The organism is Flavobacterium sp. BFFFF1 (assembly GCF_002256285.1).
Classification (GTDB): domain Bacteria; phylum Bacteroidota; class Bacteroidia; order Flavobacteriales; family Flavobacteriaceae; genus Flavobacterium.
Genome location: NZ_NKJE01000016.1, coordinates 71264 through 89239 on the forward strand (window position 1 = coordinate 71264; position 17976 = coordinate 89239).

General features: G+C 45.8%; 18 protein-coding genes. 13 read left to right on the top strand and 5 right to left on the bottom strand.

The features are described from left to right. Positions 1 to 3: 3 nt before the first annotated feature. The 7 genes from CFE23_RS11115 to CFE23_RS11145 all read left to right on the top strand — a co-directional run bounded on the left by CFE23_RS11115 (position 4) and on the right by CFE23_RS11145 (position 6915). Complete coding sequence (locus CFE23_RS11115; protein ID WP_291087919.1) at positions 4 to 2046, top strand: carboxy terminal-processing peptidase; 2043 nt, start codon at positions 4 to 6, stop codon at positions 2044 to 2046. 18 nt (positions 2047 to 2064) lie between these two features. After that, positions 2065 to 3099 carry a hypothetical protein gene (locus CFE23_RS11120; protein WP_291087922.1) on the top strand — a complete coding sequence of 345 codons (1035 nt, stop codon included), beginning with the start codon at positions 2065 to 2067 and terminating at the stop codon, positions 3097 to 3099. Between the two features lie 62 nt (positions 3100 to 3161). Beyond that, the gene (locus CFE23_RS11125) at positions 3162 to 3872 is read left to right on the top strand and encodes a YebC/PmpR family DNA-binding transcriptional regulator (protein ID WP_291087925.1); all 711 of its coding nucleotides are present in this window, start codon (positions 3162 to 3164) and stop codon (positions 3870 to 3872) included. Positions 3873 to 4096: 224 nt separating this feature from the next. Further along, complete coding sequence (locus tag CFE23_RS11130) at positions 4097 to 4648, top strand: RNA polymerase sigma factor (RefSeq protein WP_291087927.1); 552 nt, start codon at positions 4097 to 4099, stop codon at positions 4646 to 4648. Position 4649: 1 nt separating this feature from the next. After that, positions 4650 to 5180, top strand: a complete 531-nt coding sequence (locus CFE23_RS11135) for an anti-sigma factor (protein ID WP_291087930.1) — start codon at positions 4650 to 4652, stop codon at positions 5178 to 5180. Continuing rightward, entirely contained in the window at positions 5161 to 6207 is a 1047-nt protein-coding gene (locus tag CFE23_RS11140; protein WP_291087933.1) for a hypothetical protein, read from the top strand. The genes CFE23_RS11135 and CFE23_RS11140 overlap by 20 nt, the downstream gene beginning before the upstream one ends. Positions 6208 to 6246: 39 nt before the next feature. Then, positions 6247 to 6915, top strand: coding sequence for a head GIN domain-containing protein (locus CFE23_RS11145; RefSeq protein WP_291087936.1), 669 nt, complete (start codon positions 6247 to 6249; stop codon positions 6913 to 6915). A 173-nt stretch (positions 6916 to 7088) separates the two neighbouring features. On the opposite strand, the gene CFE23_RS11150 is transcribed toward CFE23_RS11145, so the two are convergent. Continuing rightward, positions 7089 to 8129 carry a cysteine synthase family protein gene (locus CFE23_RS11150; RefSeq protein WP_291087939.1) on the bottom strand — a complete coding sequence of 347 codons (1041 nt, stop codon included), beginning with the start codon at positions 8127 to 8129 and terminating at the stop codon, positions 7089 to 7091. A gap of 80 nt (positions 8130 to 8209) precedes the next feature. Further along, positions 8210 to 10270 (bottom strand): S9 family peptidase, encoded by a 2061-nt coding sequence (locus CFE23_RS11155; protein ID WP_291087941.1) that lies wholly within the window; start codon positions 10268 to 10270, stop codon positions 8210 to 8212. A gap of 141 nt (positions 10271 to 10411) precedes the next feature. Between CFE23_RS11155 and CFE23_RS11160 the strand changes: the two genes are divergently transcribed. Beyond that, positions 10412 to 10738: a YbaB/EbfC family nucleoid-associated protein gene (locus CFE23_RS11160; protein WP_291087944.1), complete on the top strand. Its 327-nt coding sequence runs from the start codon at positions 10412 to 10414 to the stop codon at positions 10736 to 10738. Between the two features lie 3 nt (positions 10739 to 10741). On the opposite strand, the gene CFE23_RS11165 is transcribed toward CFE23_RS11160, so the two are convergent. Beyond that, positions 10742 to 11773, bottom strand: a complete 1032-nt coding sequence (locus tag CFE23_RS11165; protein WP_291087946.1) for a GntG family PLP-dependent aldolase — start codon at positions 11771 to 11773, stop codon at positions 10742 to 10744. A 48-nt stretch (positions 11774 to 11821) separates the two neighbouring features. Between CFE23_RS11165 and prfB the strand changes: the two genes are divergently transcribed. Further along, positions 11822 to 12923 (top strand): peptide chain release factor 2 gene (gene prfB / locus CFE23_RS11170; RefSeq protein WP_291087949.1). Its coding sequence is split into 2 segments (ribosomal slippage): positions 11822 to 11884 and positions 11886 to 12923, totalling 1101 coding nucleotides; the frame shifts between segments, so codons are not numbered across the junction. Between the two features lie 43 nt (positions 12924 to 12966). Here the strand turns inward: prfB and CFE23_RS11175 are convergent. Continuing rightward, on the bottom strand, positions 12967 to 13491 hold the full coding sequence (locus tag CFE23_RS11175; RefSeq protein WP_291087971.1) for a glutathione peroxidase: 525 nt from the start codon (positions 13489 to 13491) through the stop codon (positions 12967 to 12969). 280 nt (positions 13492 to 13771) lie between these two features. Between CFE23_RS11175 and CFE23_RS11180 the strand changes: the two genes are divergently transcribed. The 4 genes from CFE23_RS11180 (at position 13772) to CFE23_RS11195 (ending at position 17658) form a co-directional block, all read left to right on the top strand. Then, positions 13772 to 14302 carry an RNA polymerase sigma factor gene (locus CFE23_RS11180; RefSeq protein ID WP_291087975.1) on the top strand — a complete coding sequence of 177 codons (531 nt, stop codon included), beginning with the start codon at positions 13772 to 13774 and terminating at the stop codon, positions 14300 to 14302. After that, positions 14303 to 15097, top strand: a complete 795-nt coding sequence (locus CFE23_RS11185) for an anti-sigma factor (RefSeq protein ID WP_291087952.1) — start codon at positions 14303 to 14305, stop codon at positions 15095 to 15097. Positions 15098 to 15170: 73 nt separating this feature from the next. After that, the gene (locus CFE23_RS11190; RefSeq protein WP_291087955.1) at positions 15171 to 15794 is read left to right on the top strand and encodes a Crp/Fnr family transcriptional regulator; all 624 of its coding nucleotides are present in this window, start codon (positions 15171 to 15173) and stop codon (positions 15792 to 15794) included. Between the two features lie 85 nt (positions 15795 to 15879). Continuing rightward, positions 15880 to 17658, top strand: a complete 1779-nt coding sequence (locus CFE23_RS11195) for a long-chain fatty acid--CoA ligase (RefSeq protein WP_291087957.1) — start codon at positions 15880 to 15882, stop codon at positions 17656 to 17658. Between the two features lie 7 nt (positions 17659 to 17665). Here CFE23_RS11195 and CFE23_RS11200 read toward each other — a convergent pair. Beyond that, positions 17666 to 17976 (bottom strand): VOC family protein (locus tag CFE23_RS11200; protein WP_291087960.1); only part of this gene is annotated, 311 nt, incomplete at its 5' end.

Below are 17976 nucleotides of genomic sequence, written 5' to 3' on the forward strand. Positions count from 1 at the left end.
TTGATGAAAAGACTGTTACCTGTTTTGCTGTTATGTTCCGTATCGTTGTTCGCGCAGGACAGCGGCAAAGCCTGTGAGTTACTTTCTAAAATAAACAAGCTCGTACAAAGCGAGCATTACAAGCCAAAGCCGATTGACGACAGTCTTTCGGCTTATGTTTTTGATGAAATGATGAACCGGCTCGACATCGGCCGTAATATTTTCACAAAAGAAGAATACCAGAAACTGTTGGTGCATAAAACCCGAATTGATGATTACCTGAACGCCAACGACTGTGCGTTCCTTGACGATTTTACGAGCACCTGGAAAACCGCGCTGCTCCGAAAGAGGAAAATCATTGAATCGATGAAAGCCGTAAATTTCGATTACAATTCGAAAGACAGCGTGAAATTCAGCAAAAAAAACTTCGAATTTGATCTTGTCGAAGGCGATTTTGACCGCGTCTGGAAGAAGCGCCTGCGGTTTGAGATTCTCGATGACATTGCCAAACTCAGTAAAAACGGCGATTCGTTAAAGCAGCACTTCACTGCGCTCGAAAAATTATCAAAAGACAAGATGATTGAGAGCAATTTATGTAAGGTGACGACCATATTAGAGGATTCAAAAGGCATTGAATACCAACTCCAGACTTTTTTACTGGACCTATTCTGCAATTATTTTGACCCACATTCTAATTATTTTTCGATGGACGCCAAGTCCAGCTTTCTTTCGGCGCTGTCAACGAGCAATTTGTCTTTGGGCCTCAATGTCGGCCTTAACGAAAAGGAGGAAATCATCGTTGGTGATGTGGTTCCCGGTGGTCCGGCCGCCCGAAGCGAGAAATTCGAAAAAGGCGACAACATCATCAAAGTGGCCAATAACCGCGGGCAGGAGTATTGGGTTTCCTGTACTTCGCTTGATATGATTGGGGAAATGATTTTTTCAGATTCCAATAAAGAAATTAACCTTACCCTTCGCAAGAAAAACGGAAGTATCGTCGAAGTGAACCTCCGGAAAGAAGTGATGAAAGCGAGTGAAAACAGCGTGTTCAGCTATATTGCTGAGAAAAACGGCACAAAAGTCGGTTACATCAATATTCCCAATTTCTATTCTGATTTTGAGAGTAGGACTGTCGATGGCTGTGCTGACGATGTGGTAAAAGAGGTGATCAAACTGCAGCATGATAACGTAGAAGGCATCGTCATTGATCTTATAGACAATGGTGGCGGCTCGATGGAGGAGGCTATTAATCTGGTAGGCATGTTTGTCGATATCGGACCTGTTTCCGTATTGGTCAACAACAAAGGAAAGCAGAATGTGCTCAAGGATGGCAACCGTGGCATGGCTTATACCGGACCATTGGTTGTGCTGATCAACGGCAACTCTGCGTCGGCGAGCGAGTTCTTTTCAGCAGCGATGCAGGATTACAACCGTGCGATTATTATTGGCGCCACTTCATTAGGGAAAGCGACCATGCAGAACATCATGCCTTTGGACAATAAAAATGAAGACTTTGTAAAACTCACGACAGAAAAATTTTACCGCGTGACCGGCGAAAGCGGCCAGATCAAAGGTGTAGTACCGGACATCAAACTCCCTATGCTTTTTGATAGTGTTACCAAACGGGAAGACAGCTACAAGACTGCACTGCCGAATGACGTGATTGTCACAAAAGCGCGCTTTCAACCCATGTTAATTCCGAACAAAGAAAAAATCATCGCGCTGAGCACATCCCGTATACAAAACAGCGTAAAGTTTAACGAGTTGAAACAACTTGACGGTGAGATCAATCTCATGTACAACAAAACACGCGGTCCAATAAGGCTGACATTCGCAGACGTTTTTAAAGATATTCACGAAATCGACCCGCTGTGGAATAAGATCAAGGAGGTGGCTGAAAAGCCTTCAGGCGTGTCCATCAGCAACACCTCATACGAAAAAGGAAAGATCTCTAACGACGCCTTTGAAAAGGAAATCAGTGATTACCGCATGAAAGATGTAAAAAGCAATCCGTACCTGGAGGAAGCAATCAATATCATCAAAGATTATAACGGATTGCAAAAATGAAATTAAACCACCAAAACAATGAAAGCTAAATGTACCCTGTTGTTCCTGTTCCTGGGAACACTCCTTATCCAAGCACAGCAATTCAACACGCCGGTCGACTACCTGAATTATATTGGCAAAGAATCGGACAACATATCCAGGTCGACGTGGAAATACATGGAAGCGGCCGCACACAGCAAGCGCGTGCGTAAAATCAACAATACACGGGAAGCATTACTCAAGACCATCCAGTCCGCGTCTAAAAAGATCCAGGCACTTAAAGACGGCTACAAGGGTGATGTCGAATACCGCGACCAGATGATCGCTTACCTTTCGATGTCTGAAAAGATGGTGAATGAAGATTACGCAACGATTATTGACATGCAGGAAGTAGCGGAACAATCCTATGATTATATGGAGGCATACATCATGATGCAGGAAAAGATCAATGAGAAATTTAGCTCCGAAGTGGACAAGATCAATGCGGCGCAGGATGTTTTCGCTAAAAAATACAATATCCGGATCAGCAGCGAAATGACAGCCATAGGCCAAAAAATCAGAACTTCTAACGAAGTTTTTGACAACCGTACCGATTTGTACCTGCTGTTTTTCAAAGTAAATTTTACGGAGGGTTCCATGCTGGAAGCCCTGGAGAAAAAGGACCTCAATGCCATACAGCAAAGTGCAAACGCGCTCTCTTTATATGCTGACGAGGGACTGGAAAAACTGAAAATTTTTAAGCCTTACAAGAATGATCCCATGTTGGTAAATGCTTCCAAAAAGTATTTTGAATTTGCTAAAAAAGAAGCCACTGATTATGCCACACAGGCTGCGGCCTTCCTGATGCTAAATCAGAAATTTGAGGAAAGTAAAAAGCTTATGGATGCAAAAACCGACAGCCAGAAAACAAAGGAAGATATCAATAGCTTCAACAAACTTGTGGAAGAGTTTAACAAAGGCGTAAACAATTATAACAAAATCAATACCAAATATAACAACGATCGCAGCAGTGCGATAGAGAACTGGAACATCACCGCCGACAATTTTGTTGCAAAACATGTGCCGGTAGGATAAAAATCATTTGTAAAAACAAGCAGAAACATTATTTTTGCGTGCGTTAAGAAAATTATACAACTATGGGAAGAGCTTTCGAATTTAGAAAAGGCAGAAAAATGAAACGTTGGTCCGCAATGGCCAAGGCATTCACAAGAATCGGGAAAGACATTGTAATGGCTGTTAAAGAAGGCGGGCCAAATCCTGAAGCCAACTCAAGATTGCGTGCCGTCATTCAAAATGCCAAGGCAGCCAATATGCCTAAGGAAAACGTAGAGCGTGCGATAAAAAAAGCAACTGATAAAGATACGGCAAACTATAAAGAAGTCTTATTTGAAGGATATGCACCGCATGGCATTGCACTGCTTATTGAAACCGCGACCGACAACAACAACCGAACTGTAGCAAACATCCGCAGTTATTTTAACAAATGTAATGGTACCATGGGGACGCAGGGATCTGTCGAATTTATGTTTGACCATACCTGCAATTTCCGAATTCCTTCAGAAGGGATTGATGTAGAGGAACTGGAATTGGAGTTTATTGATTTCGGTGCCGAAGAAATTTTTGCCGATGAGGATGGCATTCTTATTTACGCACCATTTGAAAGTTTTGGTGCCATCCAGAAAGAACTCGAAGGAAGGGGCCTTGAAATCCTATCCTCCGGTTTTGAACGGATTCCGCAGATCACAAAGGAGCTCACCGAAGCTCAGGTCGCCGATGTGGAGAAGCTGATTGAGAAAATCGAGGAAGATGACGACGTGATGAACGTGTACCATACGATGCAGGAATAGTATCAATTACGGTCGATTAAAATACATAAAAATGAAAACTCCGGAGGAAACTTCGGAGTTTTTTGTTTAATACATAGGCTGGTGCAGACTCCGTTTTGCGGTTGTGCGTGTTGATGAGATTACCGACACACAGGCCATTAATGATTACATTTGGAAAAAAAAACGTGTGAACTGTAACAACTGAAAACAAGCACAGTCATTAAACCAAAAGCTACTAACCAAGTTTGGAACAAACCGGAAACCATATCGATGACCTGATCAGGCTGTGCAAGGAGAACAGCCGTTCCGCGCAGTTTGAATTATACAACCGTTATTACAAGACGATGTATAATACCGCGTTGCGGATTGTCAAGGACATCCACTGGGCAGAGGACATCATGCAGGAATCGTTTTTAAAAGCCTTCACAAAGCTCGATGCCTTTAAAGGAGAAGTGACTTTCGGGGCCTGGTTAAAACGGATTGTCATCAACCACAGCATTGACAACTATAAAAAAATAAATAAGAACCAAATGTCTTCCGTAGATGACATCCTGTATAAAGTGCCTGATAACGATCAGGAAGATGAAGGTTTTGACTTCGCGGGCCTAAAAGCACAGCAAATCCTGGAGTGTATTAAAATGCTTAAGGACAATTACCGGATCGCCCTGACATTGCTTTTCGTAGAAGGATACGACCAGGAGGAAATTGGTGAAATTATGAATATTAGCGCAGGCAACTGCAGAACCCTGATTAGCCGTGCCAAAGAGAGCCTGCGTCAGAAAATAGACAAAATATAATATGGAACACCACAACAAATATGGCTTTACTCCCACAGATTTTGACACTGAGGAGCCGCCGACAGGCCACCACCAACGCTTCATGGAGCGGTTGGAAGGCAAAAAGAAAGCCAAAAGGAGATTCCCTTACGGCAGTGTACTCTCGGTTGCCGCTACTATTTTAGTTTTATTGGGTATCTGGATGAACATCCCGACAGGAAATGATAAAGCCACCGTACATTTGTCTGCCCAAAACCGGGAGACGCAGCAGTATTTTAGTAACATCATCTGCAAGGAACTTGACGAACTGAAAAAACAAAGTTCGCCCGAAACGAAACCACTTATAGATGATGCGTTACAGCAATTGAAAAAATTAGACAGCGACTACACCAAACTAATGGCAGAGCTGTCCGAGAAAGGCGAAAACAGCCAAATTATCCATGCGATGATCACAAACCTTCAAACCAGGATTTCCTTTTTGGAAAAAGTATCCGAGCAAATTGACAACATCAACAAGTTAAAATCAAATCATCATGAATATCAAAATCTTTAAATGTTTTACCATACTGGTATTACTATTGCAAATGCCCATCGCTAGGGCCGAAGTGCTGCCAGTAAAAAAGGAAAAGAAAATCAGTAAGGCATATAATGTCAATGCCGATGCAACAGCTGAAATTACCAACAAATACGGAAGTATTTATGTCACGACATGGGAGGAAGACAAAATCCAGATCGATGTCGTTATTACAGTAGAAGGCAAAAATGAGGATGTGGTAAATAGACGGCTAAATGCAATTGATGTGGAGTTCAACCCATTGAAAGCAAGGATTGCTGCTAAGACAGTATTTGGATCGTCAACCGGCAATATCAACATGCAGGTCAATTATACCGTGAAAATCCCCCGTAAGGGCAGTATTGACCTAAACAACCAGTATGGTAACATTGTTGTCGATAAAATATTGTCCAACAGTGCCATTGAATGCCACTATGGAAACATCAATGTGGCAGAGCTGCAGGGAGACAGCAATACGATCAAACTAAAATACTGCGACAAATCCGCCATTGGATATGCTAAAAACGTTGTCGTAGACTGCCAGTATTCGGGGTTAAAACTTAAAAAGGGCGTTAACCTCACTTACAAAGGACAGTACTCCAATCTGGATTCTGAAGCGTTTGAAAATGTTACTTATAACGCCGATTACGGAGACCTGAACCTATTGTCTGTGACAAACCTTACGCTACGGGGGGATTATCTCCAGATAAAAATAGGAAAGCTGGATGGCAACCTGGTGGTCAACAGTGATTACAGCACGGTAATTATTGGCAATGTGTCCGCGAGAGCAAACAATATCGCATTAAATCTGTCCTACACTACCGTCGACCTTAAATATGATGAGGACTACAGTTTTGACTTCGACTACAGCCTGAAATACACCGACCTGAAGTCTCCCGGACTAACGTTCCAGGCTAAGAAAGAAAGCGTCAGCACGGCACTATACAAAGGCTTTTACAAAAGCAGCGGCAAAAACAAAATGAGCATCAACGCCGATTACGGCAACATAAAACTGACCAAAATTTAAGTATTTCAATCATTAATTCTAATCAAAAACAAATTTAAAATGAAAAAAACAATCCAAATCCTAGCCGCATTGTTCGTCACGATGGTTATTCAGGCACAGGAAAAGCGCAACCCCGGTCATTTCACCGGCCTGAATGTCACCGGTTCCTTGGATGTAACCCTAATAAAGGGGGCTGAAGGTGTCACAGTATCTGCCAGCAAAGAGGTAACCGATCATTTAAAAACAGAGGTAAAGAATGACATCCTGTACATTTATATGGAAGGCAAATACAAGGCAAAAGGCGAAGTGCATATTGAAGTTTCCTTCAATACCATGCGTCAGATCATCCTTAATGGCTCGGGTGATATCGTTACAAAGGACCATATCGACACGCCAAATTTACAAGTAGAATTAGTGGGTTCCGGGGACATTACAATAAATGTTCGGGCAGAAAATGTCAAAGCATCGCTAAACGGCTCAGGAGATTTAAAGCTTGAAGGGAAGGCTTCAAACTTCGAGGCTTACCTGGTTGGATCGGGCGATCTTGAAGCGATCAGGCTGGAATCCGAGAATGTTAAAGTCAATGTCTCTGGTTCAGGCGATGCGTCCGTGTATGCTTCCAAAGCCATTATGGCCCGGGTGGAAGGCTCAGGCGACATCAAGTATGGCGGAAACCCCGCTGCAGAAGATACCAAAGTTTCTGGTTCTGGAAGTATCGAAAAAAAATAATGTATTGATACGGTTAAAGTTAGTAGTTTGACACAGAACGAAAAACCCCGGAAGTGATTCCGGGGTTTGTGCATTTATAAGGGGACGATGTATGTCTGTATTCAGCAATTACCACTTAAAACGATCAATAAGGAAATACCCAATATTTCTTTTAAAAAGCAGTAGGCGCCATCTTATTTAATAAACTCTATCTTTTGCACTTCTTCAGCATTCACACTGTCAAAGAAGCCTTGTTCATTCATCCATTCATCGCTAAACACTTTACTCATGTAACGCGATCCATGATCCGGGAATATGGCAATAACATTGCTGTTTTCATCGAATTCGCCTTCTTCAGCATACTGCTTGATGGCCTGCATCACCGCACCTGAAGTATACCCCACGAACAGGCCTTCCTTTTTCGCAATTTCCCTTGTCGTATGCGCGCTTTCTTCGTCGGTTACTTTCATAAAATGATCGATTACGTCGAAATCAGTAGCGGTAGGAATCAGGTTTTTGCCCAATCCTTCAATACGGTAAGGATAAATCTCGTTCGAGTCAAATTCCTTGGTCTCGTGGTATTTTTTCAACACGGACCCAAAGGCATCTACGCCCAGGATACGGATATTTGGATTTTTCTCTTTCAGGAACTTTGCAGCACCGGAAATCGTACCTCCTGTTCCGCTACAGGCAATAAGGTGCGTAATTTTGCCATTCGTCTGCTCCCAGATTTCAGGTCCAGTAGACTTATAATGGGCATCAATATTCAATTGGTTGAAATACTGGTTGATGTAAACCGAACCTTTGGTTTCTTCATGAAGGCGTTTTGCGACGTTGTAGTAAGACCGCTCGTCATCAGCAGAAACGTGTGCCGGACAAACATACACCTTCGCACCAAGGCTGCGGAGCATGTCAATCTTGTCTCTCGATGACTTCGAACTGACCGCCAGGATACAACTGTATCCTTTTATAATGCTTACCATGGCAAGGCTAAAGCCTGTATTTCCTGAAGTGGTTTCTATAATGGTGTCACCTGGAGAAAGAATACCTCTTTTTTCAGCTTCTTCGATAATGTATAATGCGATCCTGTCTTTTGTTGAGTGTCCCGGATTAAATGCCTCTACTTTAGCATAAAAATTCCCGGTTAAAGATTCAGTGATTTTGTTGAGTTTTATAAGAGGTGTATTTCCTATTAAACCTAAAACATTATCGTAAGCTTTTATATCTTCTTTCATAAAATAAATTAGTCAAGGCGTGTTTTGGAATCAATTTTTGCGGACTTCAAAACATTGCAAATTTAGTAAAATATTTTAAACTATCTTTTTATTCCTTCTAAATCTAATAAAAAACTGAATTCCTTCGCCAGCTCCTTCAACGCCTCAAAGCGGCCCGAAGCGCCACCATGTCCGGCATCCATGTTTGTGTCCAGAAACAACAGGTTCCGATCTGTTTTCATCGCCCTCAGCTTAGCCACCCACTTTGCAGGTTCCCAATACTGCACCTGTGAGTCGTGTAGTCCCGTAGAAACATACATATTAGGGTAAGCTTTAGCCGCCACGTTATCATAGGGCGAATACGATTTCATATACTCATAATAAGCCTGTTCGTTTGGATTTCCCCATTCGTCATATTCTCCTGTCGTCAGTGGGATCGAATCGTCAAGCATCGTCGTGACCACATCCACAAAAGGTACCTGTGCAATGATCCCGTGATACAATTCCGGTGCCATGTTCGCAACCGCACCCATCAACAAGCCTCCTGCAGAACCGCCCTCAGCGTACAAATGCGCTGCAGAGGTGTATTTTTCCGCAATCAGGTATTTCGAACAGTCGATAAAGTCGGTAAACGTATTCTTCTTTTTCAGCAGCTTACCGTCTTCATACCAGTTCCTGCCAAGCTCTTCTCCACCACGGATGTGCGCAATCACGTACACAAAACCCCGGTCCAGTAAAGACAGCCTCGTCGAGGAGAAATAAGGATCCATCGAGGCGCCATAAGACCCGTATGCATACAACAGCACTGGATTGCTGCCGTTCTTTTTAAGTCCTTTTTTATACACCACCGACATCGGTATTTTTGTACCATCGCCCGCCGTGGCCCACAACCGCTCTTCGGTATAATTGTGCTTGTCAAAGGTTCCGCCCAGCACCTGCTGCTCCTTCTTCACTTCTTTTGCCTTCGTTTTCATGTTGAAATCGATCACCGAGGAAGGCGTGGCCATCGATTGGTAACTGTAACGCAGGATGTCCGTGTTGAAATCGACGTTCGTCACCGGATAGGCCGTATACGTTTCGCTTTCAAACGGCAGGTAATAGGCTCCTTCCCCACTCCAGGGCCTGATCTGGATTTTAGTCAGTCCGTTCGAACGCTCCTCCACAACCAGGAAATCCTTAAATATCTCTACATCTTCGAGCAGGACATCTTTGCGGTGCGGAATCACCTCTTTCCAATGGTCTTTCGACGTCGCCGTTTCCGGGGTTTTCATCAGCTTAAAATTTTCTGCCTTATCCGCATTGGTGCGGATGTAAAAATCATTACCGTAGTGCGAAATCGAGTACTCCAACCCGCGAATCCGCTTCTGGAATACCTTAAACTCCGCTTCAGGATGGTCTGCACTCAAAAAGCGGTATTCCGTCGTCAATGTACTTCCGCACTCAATAACAATGTATTTCCTTGATTTGGTTTTGCTCACATCAACAGAAAAAGTGTCGTCCTTTTCATCATAGACCAATACGTCTTTTGCAGCATCAGTTCCCGATTTGTGGCGGTACACTTTGTCTGAACGTAAGGTTGTTTTGTCCTGACGGGTATAAAATATCGTTTGGTTGTCATTCGCCCAAACCGCACTTCCCGTCGTATTTTCAATTTTGTCGGGCATGACGGCACCACTGCCCAGGTCTTTTATCTGGATCGTGTAAATTCTGCGTCCGACGACATCAACACCGAAAGTCGCAAACCGGTTGTCCGGACTGATGCTCATGCCGCCCAATTGGAAATAACTGTGCCCTTTGGAGAGCACATTGCAATCAAACAATACCTCCTCTGCCCCATCCAGGCTGCCTTTCTTCCTTGAATAAATAGGGTAATCTTTACCGGTTTCGTAGCGGGTGATATAAAAATAGCCATTGTAGAAATACGGGACAGAACTGTCGTCTTCTTTAATCCTGGCCTTCATCTCTGTGAAAAGGTCCTTTTGGAAGTCCTTTGTGTGGGCGGTCATTCTCGCATAATACTCATTTTCCTGTTTCAGGTAATCGATGACTTCAGGATTGTCACGGTCGTTGAGCCAGTAATAATTGTCTGTCCTGACGTCGCCGAATTTCTCAAGTTGTTTGGGGATTATTTTTGCTACCGGGGCTGGTAATTTTTCTGTCATTTCTGGATTGCTTTTTTTAGTGCATGAAACTGCTAAAATAAGCGAAACACATACCATTGCAGTTATATTTTTCATGAAATGTATTATATAGTAACCCGCAATTTAATAATTTTGCGTTTACAATTATTTAAAATTATCAACATGTTCGGAGACCTGATGGGAATGATGGGCAAACTGCAGGAAGCCCAGAAAAAAGTAGCAGAAACAAAGCAACGACTGGATACGGTACTCATTGATGAACAAAGCGCTGACGGGCTTTTAAAAGTAACCATGACTGCCAACAGGACCATCCGGTCCATCGCAATCAACGACGAATTGCTCGAAGATAAAGAGCAACTGGAAGACTACCTGATCATGGTTATGAACAATGCCATTGTAAAAGCGACACAGATCAGCGAAGCAGAACTGGCCTCAGCAGCAAAGGACGGTATGCCGAACCTTCCCGGCATGGACCAGTTTTTCAAATAGCCGTCAGACGCGGACACTGATTTTAGACAGGATTTCACGCACATAATCATGCATCACCTCCTTGTAGTCGAGGTGTGTGACGATGCGCAGTTTGCCGTGTCCCATCGAACTGATCGCAATGTTGCGTTCTTTGAGGGCTGCAACCAATTGGTGTTCCTTCAAACCCGCTTTCAGTGAGAAAATCAGGATATTGGTTTCCACAGGCTCTACTTTTTCTACCCAATGCAGTGTTTCCAGCAACGCGCCGAGCTCTTTGGCCCTGCGGTGGTCATCAGCAAGCCGTGCCACATGGTGGTCCAGTGCATAGATACCGGCAGCGGCCAGATACCCCACCTGGCGCATCCCGCCACCAAGGATTTTCCGGATGCGCAACGCACGGTTGATTGTTTCCTGGTCTGCGACAAGCAGTGAGCCTATGGGTGCACCCAGCCCTTTTGAAAGGCAGACCGAAATGGTATCAAACAATTGTCCGTATACCTTCGGGTTTTCCCGCGTGACCACCAGCGCATTCCACAACCGCGCCCCATCAAGGTGGAACTTCAGGTTGTGGGCCGCACAAACCTGTTTGATGCGGGCAAGCTCATTGATATCATAACAGGCGCCACCGCCTTTATTGGTTGTATTCTCTACACACACCAGGCTCGTCAGCGGGCTGTGATAAAACTCCGGCGGGTTGATCGCCGAGGCTACCTGTTCTGCATTGATCATGCCGCGGTCGCCATCGAGCAGGCAGCACGATACACCACTATTAAACGAAGCGCCCCCGCCTTCATAATTGAACACATGTGCCCATTTGTCAGCGATCAGCTGCTCGCCGGGCTGTGTGTGCAGCTTAATCGCCGTCTGGTTTGCCATCGTTCCGGATGGAAAAAACATCGCCGCCTCTTTTCCGAAAAGCGCCGCCACTTTTGCTTCGAGCGCGTTCACGGTGGGGTCCTGTTTGTATACGTCATCCCCTACTGCAGCCTGAAACATGTACCGGAGCATGTCCGGGGTAGGCTTTGTAACGGTATCGCTGACCAAATTTATTTCCATATTCTCGAAAGGATGTCTTATTTTTGCGGAAACAAAATTAAACTATTTATGACAAATACCGAACAAATAAAAGGTATTGTGGAGCGCCTTGGTGCGTTGAGGAGGTATCTTTGACGTTGATGCCAAGCTAATCGAAATTACAAACGAAGAGGAGAAAACACTGGCTCCGGATTTTTGGAACAATGCCAAAGAAGCCGAAATCTACGTTAAGAACCTCAGGGCCAAAAAGAAATGGGTCGAAGATTACCAGAAAGCCACCGAGCTGGCTGATGAGTTACAGCTCGCCTACGAGTTTTTTAAGGAAGGGGAGCTTTCTGAAACCGAACTCGATGAGGCGTATGACCAGGCCAATTCCCATATTGAAAATATCGAATTCCGAAACATGCTGTCTGATGAGGGCGACTCGCTAAGTGCCGTCGTACAGATCACCGCAGGCGCCGGAGGTACGGAAAGCTGTGACTGGGCGGAGATGCTGATGCGCATGTACATGATGTGGGGCGAAAAGAACGGCTACAAAATCAAGGAACTGAACTTCCAGGGTGGCGAGGTCGCCGGAATCAAGACGGTCACACTCGAGTTTGAAGGCGATTACTCGTTTGGATACCTCAAAGGAGAAAATGGCGTACACCGCCTCGTGCGCATTTCGCCGTTTGACAGCAATGCGAAACGCCACACTTCTTTTGTATCCGTATATGTGTATCCGCTGGCCGACGATACGATCGAAATCGAAATCAACCCCTCCGACATCTCATGGGAAACCATGCGTTCGAGCGGGGCTGGTGGGCAGAATGTCAATAAGGTGGAGACGGCAGTACGCCTTCGGCACCATCCTACAGGCATCATCATTGAGAATTCAGAGACGCGCTCACAGCTCGACAACAAGACCAAGGCAATGCAGTTGCTGAAATCACAACTGTACGAAATTGAGCTCAAGAAAAAGCAGGCGCTGCGGGACGAAATCGAAGCCAAAAAGATGAAAATCGAATGGGGATCGCAAATCCGCAACTACGTCTTGCACCCGTACAAACTCGTGAAAGACGTACGCACCGGATATGAAACCAGCGATACCGATGGCGTGCTGAATGGCGAAATTGACGAATTCCTGAAAGCCTACCTGATGATGATGGGCCAACAGGACATCAAAGAGTAAACACAGTGTATAAAAAAGGGCCCGTAAGGGCCCTTTTACTTTATTATTTTCTGGCAGGATTTCCTGCTTCGATCCAGCTTGTAATCTTTGGATCCATCGGCGTGACATCCGATTCCAGGATTTTCTCCAGCCTGCCGTCAGCACTGATCAGGTATTTCTGGAAATTCCATTTTACCGTCGTGGTTTTAAATTGGTTTAACGTCGCATCGGTCAGGTAACGGTACACCGGGGCCTTTTGTTCATTGGTCACCGACACCTTCGCCATCATGGGGAAGGTTACCCCGTAGTTTTTCTGGCAAAACGTGCTGATTTCTTTATTGGTCCCAGGCTCCTGCCCGCCAAAATCGTTGGATGGAAAACCAATAACCACAAAATTCATGTCTTTGTATTTCTGGTACAACGCTTCCAATTCTTTGTACTGCGGGGTATAGCCACATTTTGAGGCAGTATTCACCACCATGACTTTCTTACCCTTAAGTGTCGAGAACTTAAACTCCTTGCCGTCAATATCGGTTACCACAAAATCATAAAAACTTACTTTGGGCTTTTTCTCAGGTTCCGCATTCATATCAGTTTGGATTAATTCAGGCTGCGCCATTTTCTCCTGCGCTGGCATACGAACCGGCGACAGCAGGCATGAAAAGCCGATGAGCATTGCTATTTTTTTCATTGTTTAAAATTTTCGAGGAAATTACTCAAATCCGCCAACATATAAAAATTTCGCGTCTAAAAAACAGCGGTTAACCGTCAAAATGATTTCTTCAGCCGATGTTTCGACGAAAACATTAACTTTCTTTTATTATGTAACGCCGATTTTCTATGTTTGTAAGAACATTAATCCATCACAAATGACACAGGAAGAATTACTCCCCATGGTCCTCAGAAAAGACGACCGTGCTTTCACCCTACTGTATGACATGTATTCGAAAAACCTTTACGGCGTGATTTACAACCTTGTAAAGGACCGCGAAGAAGCCGAAGATGTACTCCAGGAGGTATTTGTAAAGATCTGGAAAAACATTGAAACCTATAACGAAGGCAAAGGGCGCTTCTTCACCTGGATCCTGAATATTGCACGGAATACCGCGATTGACAAGCTGCGTTCCAAGGGCTTTAACAACAGCCAGAAAAACCTCAGTGCAGATAATTTCGTACATCTACTTGACGACAGCAACAAGATGGCCAACCGGATCGATACGATTGGTATCAAGGAATTCGTCAAAAAATTGAAACCGAAATGCATTCAGATCATCGACCTGCTTTTCTTTAAAGGCTACACCCAACAGGAAGCCTCTGACGAGCTTGAAATCCCGCTGGGGACCGTCAAGACCCAGAACCGGAACTGCATGAATGATTTGAGAAACTTTTTACAGGTATAAATGGAAAATACATCATATATTGAATCAGGAATTTTAGAGCTCTATGTATTTGGGGCGCTAAATGAAGACGAAATGAAGGAAGTGAGCGAAATGGCCGCCAAGCACCAGGATATCCGCGATGAGATCCTGTCCATTGAGAAGGCCGTGATCAGCCTGTCCTTCAGCATGTCCCCTTACCTATCCGCCGCCAATTTTGACCGCATCCGCAAACAGCTGATTGACAAACATGCGGGCGTGATCGACATCAGGAAACGCAGCAATGCCGGCGCCTACATCGGATGGGCCGCGGCGATACTGCTGCTCGTGGGTACGTACTACTTCTACAACGAGAATGCCTCTGCCCAAAACCAGGTCGCAACCATGTCCGCTGAAAACAACCGGATGAAAGGCGACATGAACCAGCTCGAGCAAAAAACGAAAACTACTGAAAGCATGCTGGCCGTGGTTCGGGATGAAAACAACATCATCGTACCACTTGGTGGACAAACCGTAGCACCCGAAGCCAAAGCCAGGATCTATTGGAACAAGTCCACACAGGCCGTTTACGTCGATGCAAGCGGATTGCCGGAACCACCGGAAGGAAAAGAATACCAGGTATGGGCACTGCAGTTGAGTCCGCAGCTCGTGCCTACAAGCATCGGTCTGCTTGCCGACTTTAAAGCCAACAACTACAAACTGTTCGCTGTGGACAGTGCCGCGGCACCGCAGGGATTCGGGATTACCCTCGAGCCTGCCGGAGGAAGCCCGACACCTACGATGGAGCAGCTGTATACTTTAGGCGCAATCAAAGCATAACCTATTTCGACCGCATACAAAAACAGCAAAGCCCGTGTCCAGCGGGCTTTTTTTATGAACGCCGTGGCAGGTGGTGCGCGATTCAGCAGATTTTTGTTACTTTACGAAAAAAAACATGTTTGAGCAGATTGATGCCGCCATTTCACGTTACGTTACCTTCTCCAAGGAAGAACTCGATACCATGCACAGCCTGCTGGAATACCGAAAAGTGCCGCGAAAGACCATCATGCTGCGCGAAGGCGAAAAATGCAACTTCGAGGCTTTTGTCGTCAGTGGCTGCATCCGCAAGTATTTTATCGATGCGAACGGCTTTGAGGTCATCCTGCAGTTTGCCATTGAGGACGCCTGGGTCAGCGATACCTCGTTCAGTATCTATGAAGACAAGCCGAGCCAGTTGTACATCGAAACGCTCGAAGACTGCGAATTCCTGGTATTCACGCCGGAAACCAAGGAAATGCTTTTTGCCAAAGCGCCGAAGTTCGAGCGCGCCTTCCGCATCCTGATGATGCGCAGCCTCGCCGTTACCCAGGCCCGGCTGTTCAACACCATTGCGAAGACGGCGACCGAAAAATACCTCGAGTTCGTCGCACAGTACCCTACGATTCCACAGCGTGTCGCGCAACACTACATCGCCTCGTACCTTGGCATCTCGGCCGAGTTCCTGAGCAAAGTACGGACGAGGCTCGCCAAAAAGTAATTCCAACACGTTGTAAGGGCCTGACAAAACAAAATTTGCCGTTCTGCATAAAATCGTTAATTTGCAGCCAAATATACCGACCGATATGACGACAATTACCAGGCTTTTTGACTTTCCCTATTACCAGCTTGAAAAACACGATCTAAAAGAAGCACTGGTAACCAAATACAATGGGCAGTGGGTTGCCACATCGACACGGGAGTATATTTCCAAAGCCAATGCCATTTCGCGGGCATTGCTGCGTATGGGCGTACAAAAAGACGATAAGATTGCCGTGATCTCGTCATCCAACCGCACCGAATGGAACATCATGGACATCGGTATTTTACAGGTCGCCGCACAAAATGTACCGATCTATCCGACGATTTCCGAAGAAGACTACGAATACATCCTGAACCACTCGGAAGCCAAATACTGTTTCGTTTCCGATCCTGAAGTGCTCGGCAAAGTCAATGCGATTAAGGACAATGTGCCTTCGTTGCTGAAAGTATTCTGCTTCGACCACATCGACGGCTGTGACCACTGGGAAACGCTGTTGGAACTGGGCAGCGACGAAAGCAACCAGGCTGAAGTCGACCAAATCAAAGCAACCATTCAGTCCGAAGACCTCGCCACGATCATTTATACCTCCGGAACCACCGGCAAACCCAAAGGCGTGATGCTGTCGCACAACAATATCGTGTCGAATGTACTCGGCAGTGCCCCGCGCATCCCGTTTGAGGAAGGCCAAAGCCGTGCGCTGAGCTTCCTGCCGATCTGCCACATCTATGAGCGCATGATCCTGTACATTTACCAGTACTATGGTGTTTCAGTGTACTTTGCGGAGTCGATTGAAAAACTCGTCGACAACCTCAAGGAGACACACCCTACGGTAATTACGGCCGTCCCAAGGCTGCTCGAAAAAGTATACGACCGCATTTATGCCAAAGGTAGCGAGCTGACCGGCATCAAGAAAAAACTGTTTTTCTGGGCGATTGACCTCGGATTGAAATACGAACCTTATGGGCAGAATGGCCCCTGGTACACGTTCCAGCTCGCCATGGCGCGCAAGCTGATCTTCAGCAAATGGAAAGAAGGCCTGGGCGGCAAACTCGAACTGATGGTTTCCGGAAGTGCGGCGCTGCAGCCCCGCCTCGCGCGGATCTTCGCTGCGGCCGAAATCTATGTGATGGAGGGCTACGGCCTGAGCGAAACGTCTCCCGTGATTGCGGTGAACGACATGCGCAACCATGGCTTCCGCATTGGAACCGTGGGGAAAGTCATTGACAATGTCGAAGTCAAGATCGCTGCCGACGGCGAAATCCTTTGCAAAGGCCCGAATGTGATGATGGGTTATTACAAAGATCCCGAAAAGACCGCCGAAGTATTGCAGGACGGCTATTTCCACACCGGCGACATCGGTGTGATCGATGCCGATGGCTTCCTGAAGATCACTGACCGCAAGAAAGAAATGTTCAAGACATCCGGCGGCAAGTACATCGCGCCGCAACTGCTGGAAAATGCCATGAAGCAGTCGCGTTTTATCGAGCAGATCATGGTCGTGGGCGATGGGGAGAAAATGCCCGGCGCGTTCATCCAGCCGAATTTTGAATTCGTCCGGGAATGGGCCAAAATTCACCAACTCCAAATCGGAAGCAGCTATAAAGAAATTGCTGAAAATGCCGACGTGATCCGCCGTATCGGTGAGGAGGTTGACGAACTCAACAAAAAGTTTGGCAACTGGGAACAGATCAAGCGTTTTGAGCTCACGCCCAATGTATGGTCTATTGACGGTGGCGAACTCACCCCCACGCTGAAGTTAAAACGCAAGATCGTTTTGGAAAAATACCGCGACCTGTACAACAGGATCTACGGCGGTTCTTAGGAAAAGGTTACTTTGTAGTCGGGTAGCCCATGTCTTTCCCCATCTTGTCGTACACCGCATCGACCGGCTCCCACAATTCAATCTTATTGCCCTCCGGGTCCATCAGGTGTACAAACTTGCCATAATCATAGGCCTGTACCGAGTCGACCGGCGCGACGCCCTGCTGCTTTAACTGCGCGAGCAACGCACCCATGTTGGCCACGCGGTAATTGATCATAAACTCCTTCGTGGAGGGCGCAAAATATTGGGTCTTTTCATTAAACGGACTCCATTGCGTAAACCCTTTCTGTGTGGGGTCCAATGCCTGACGCCATTCAA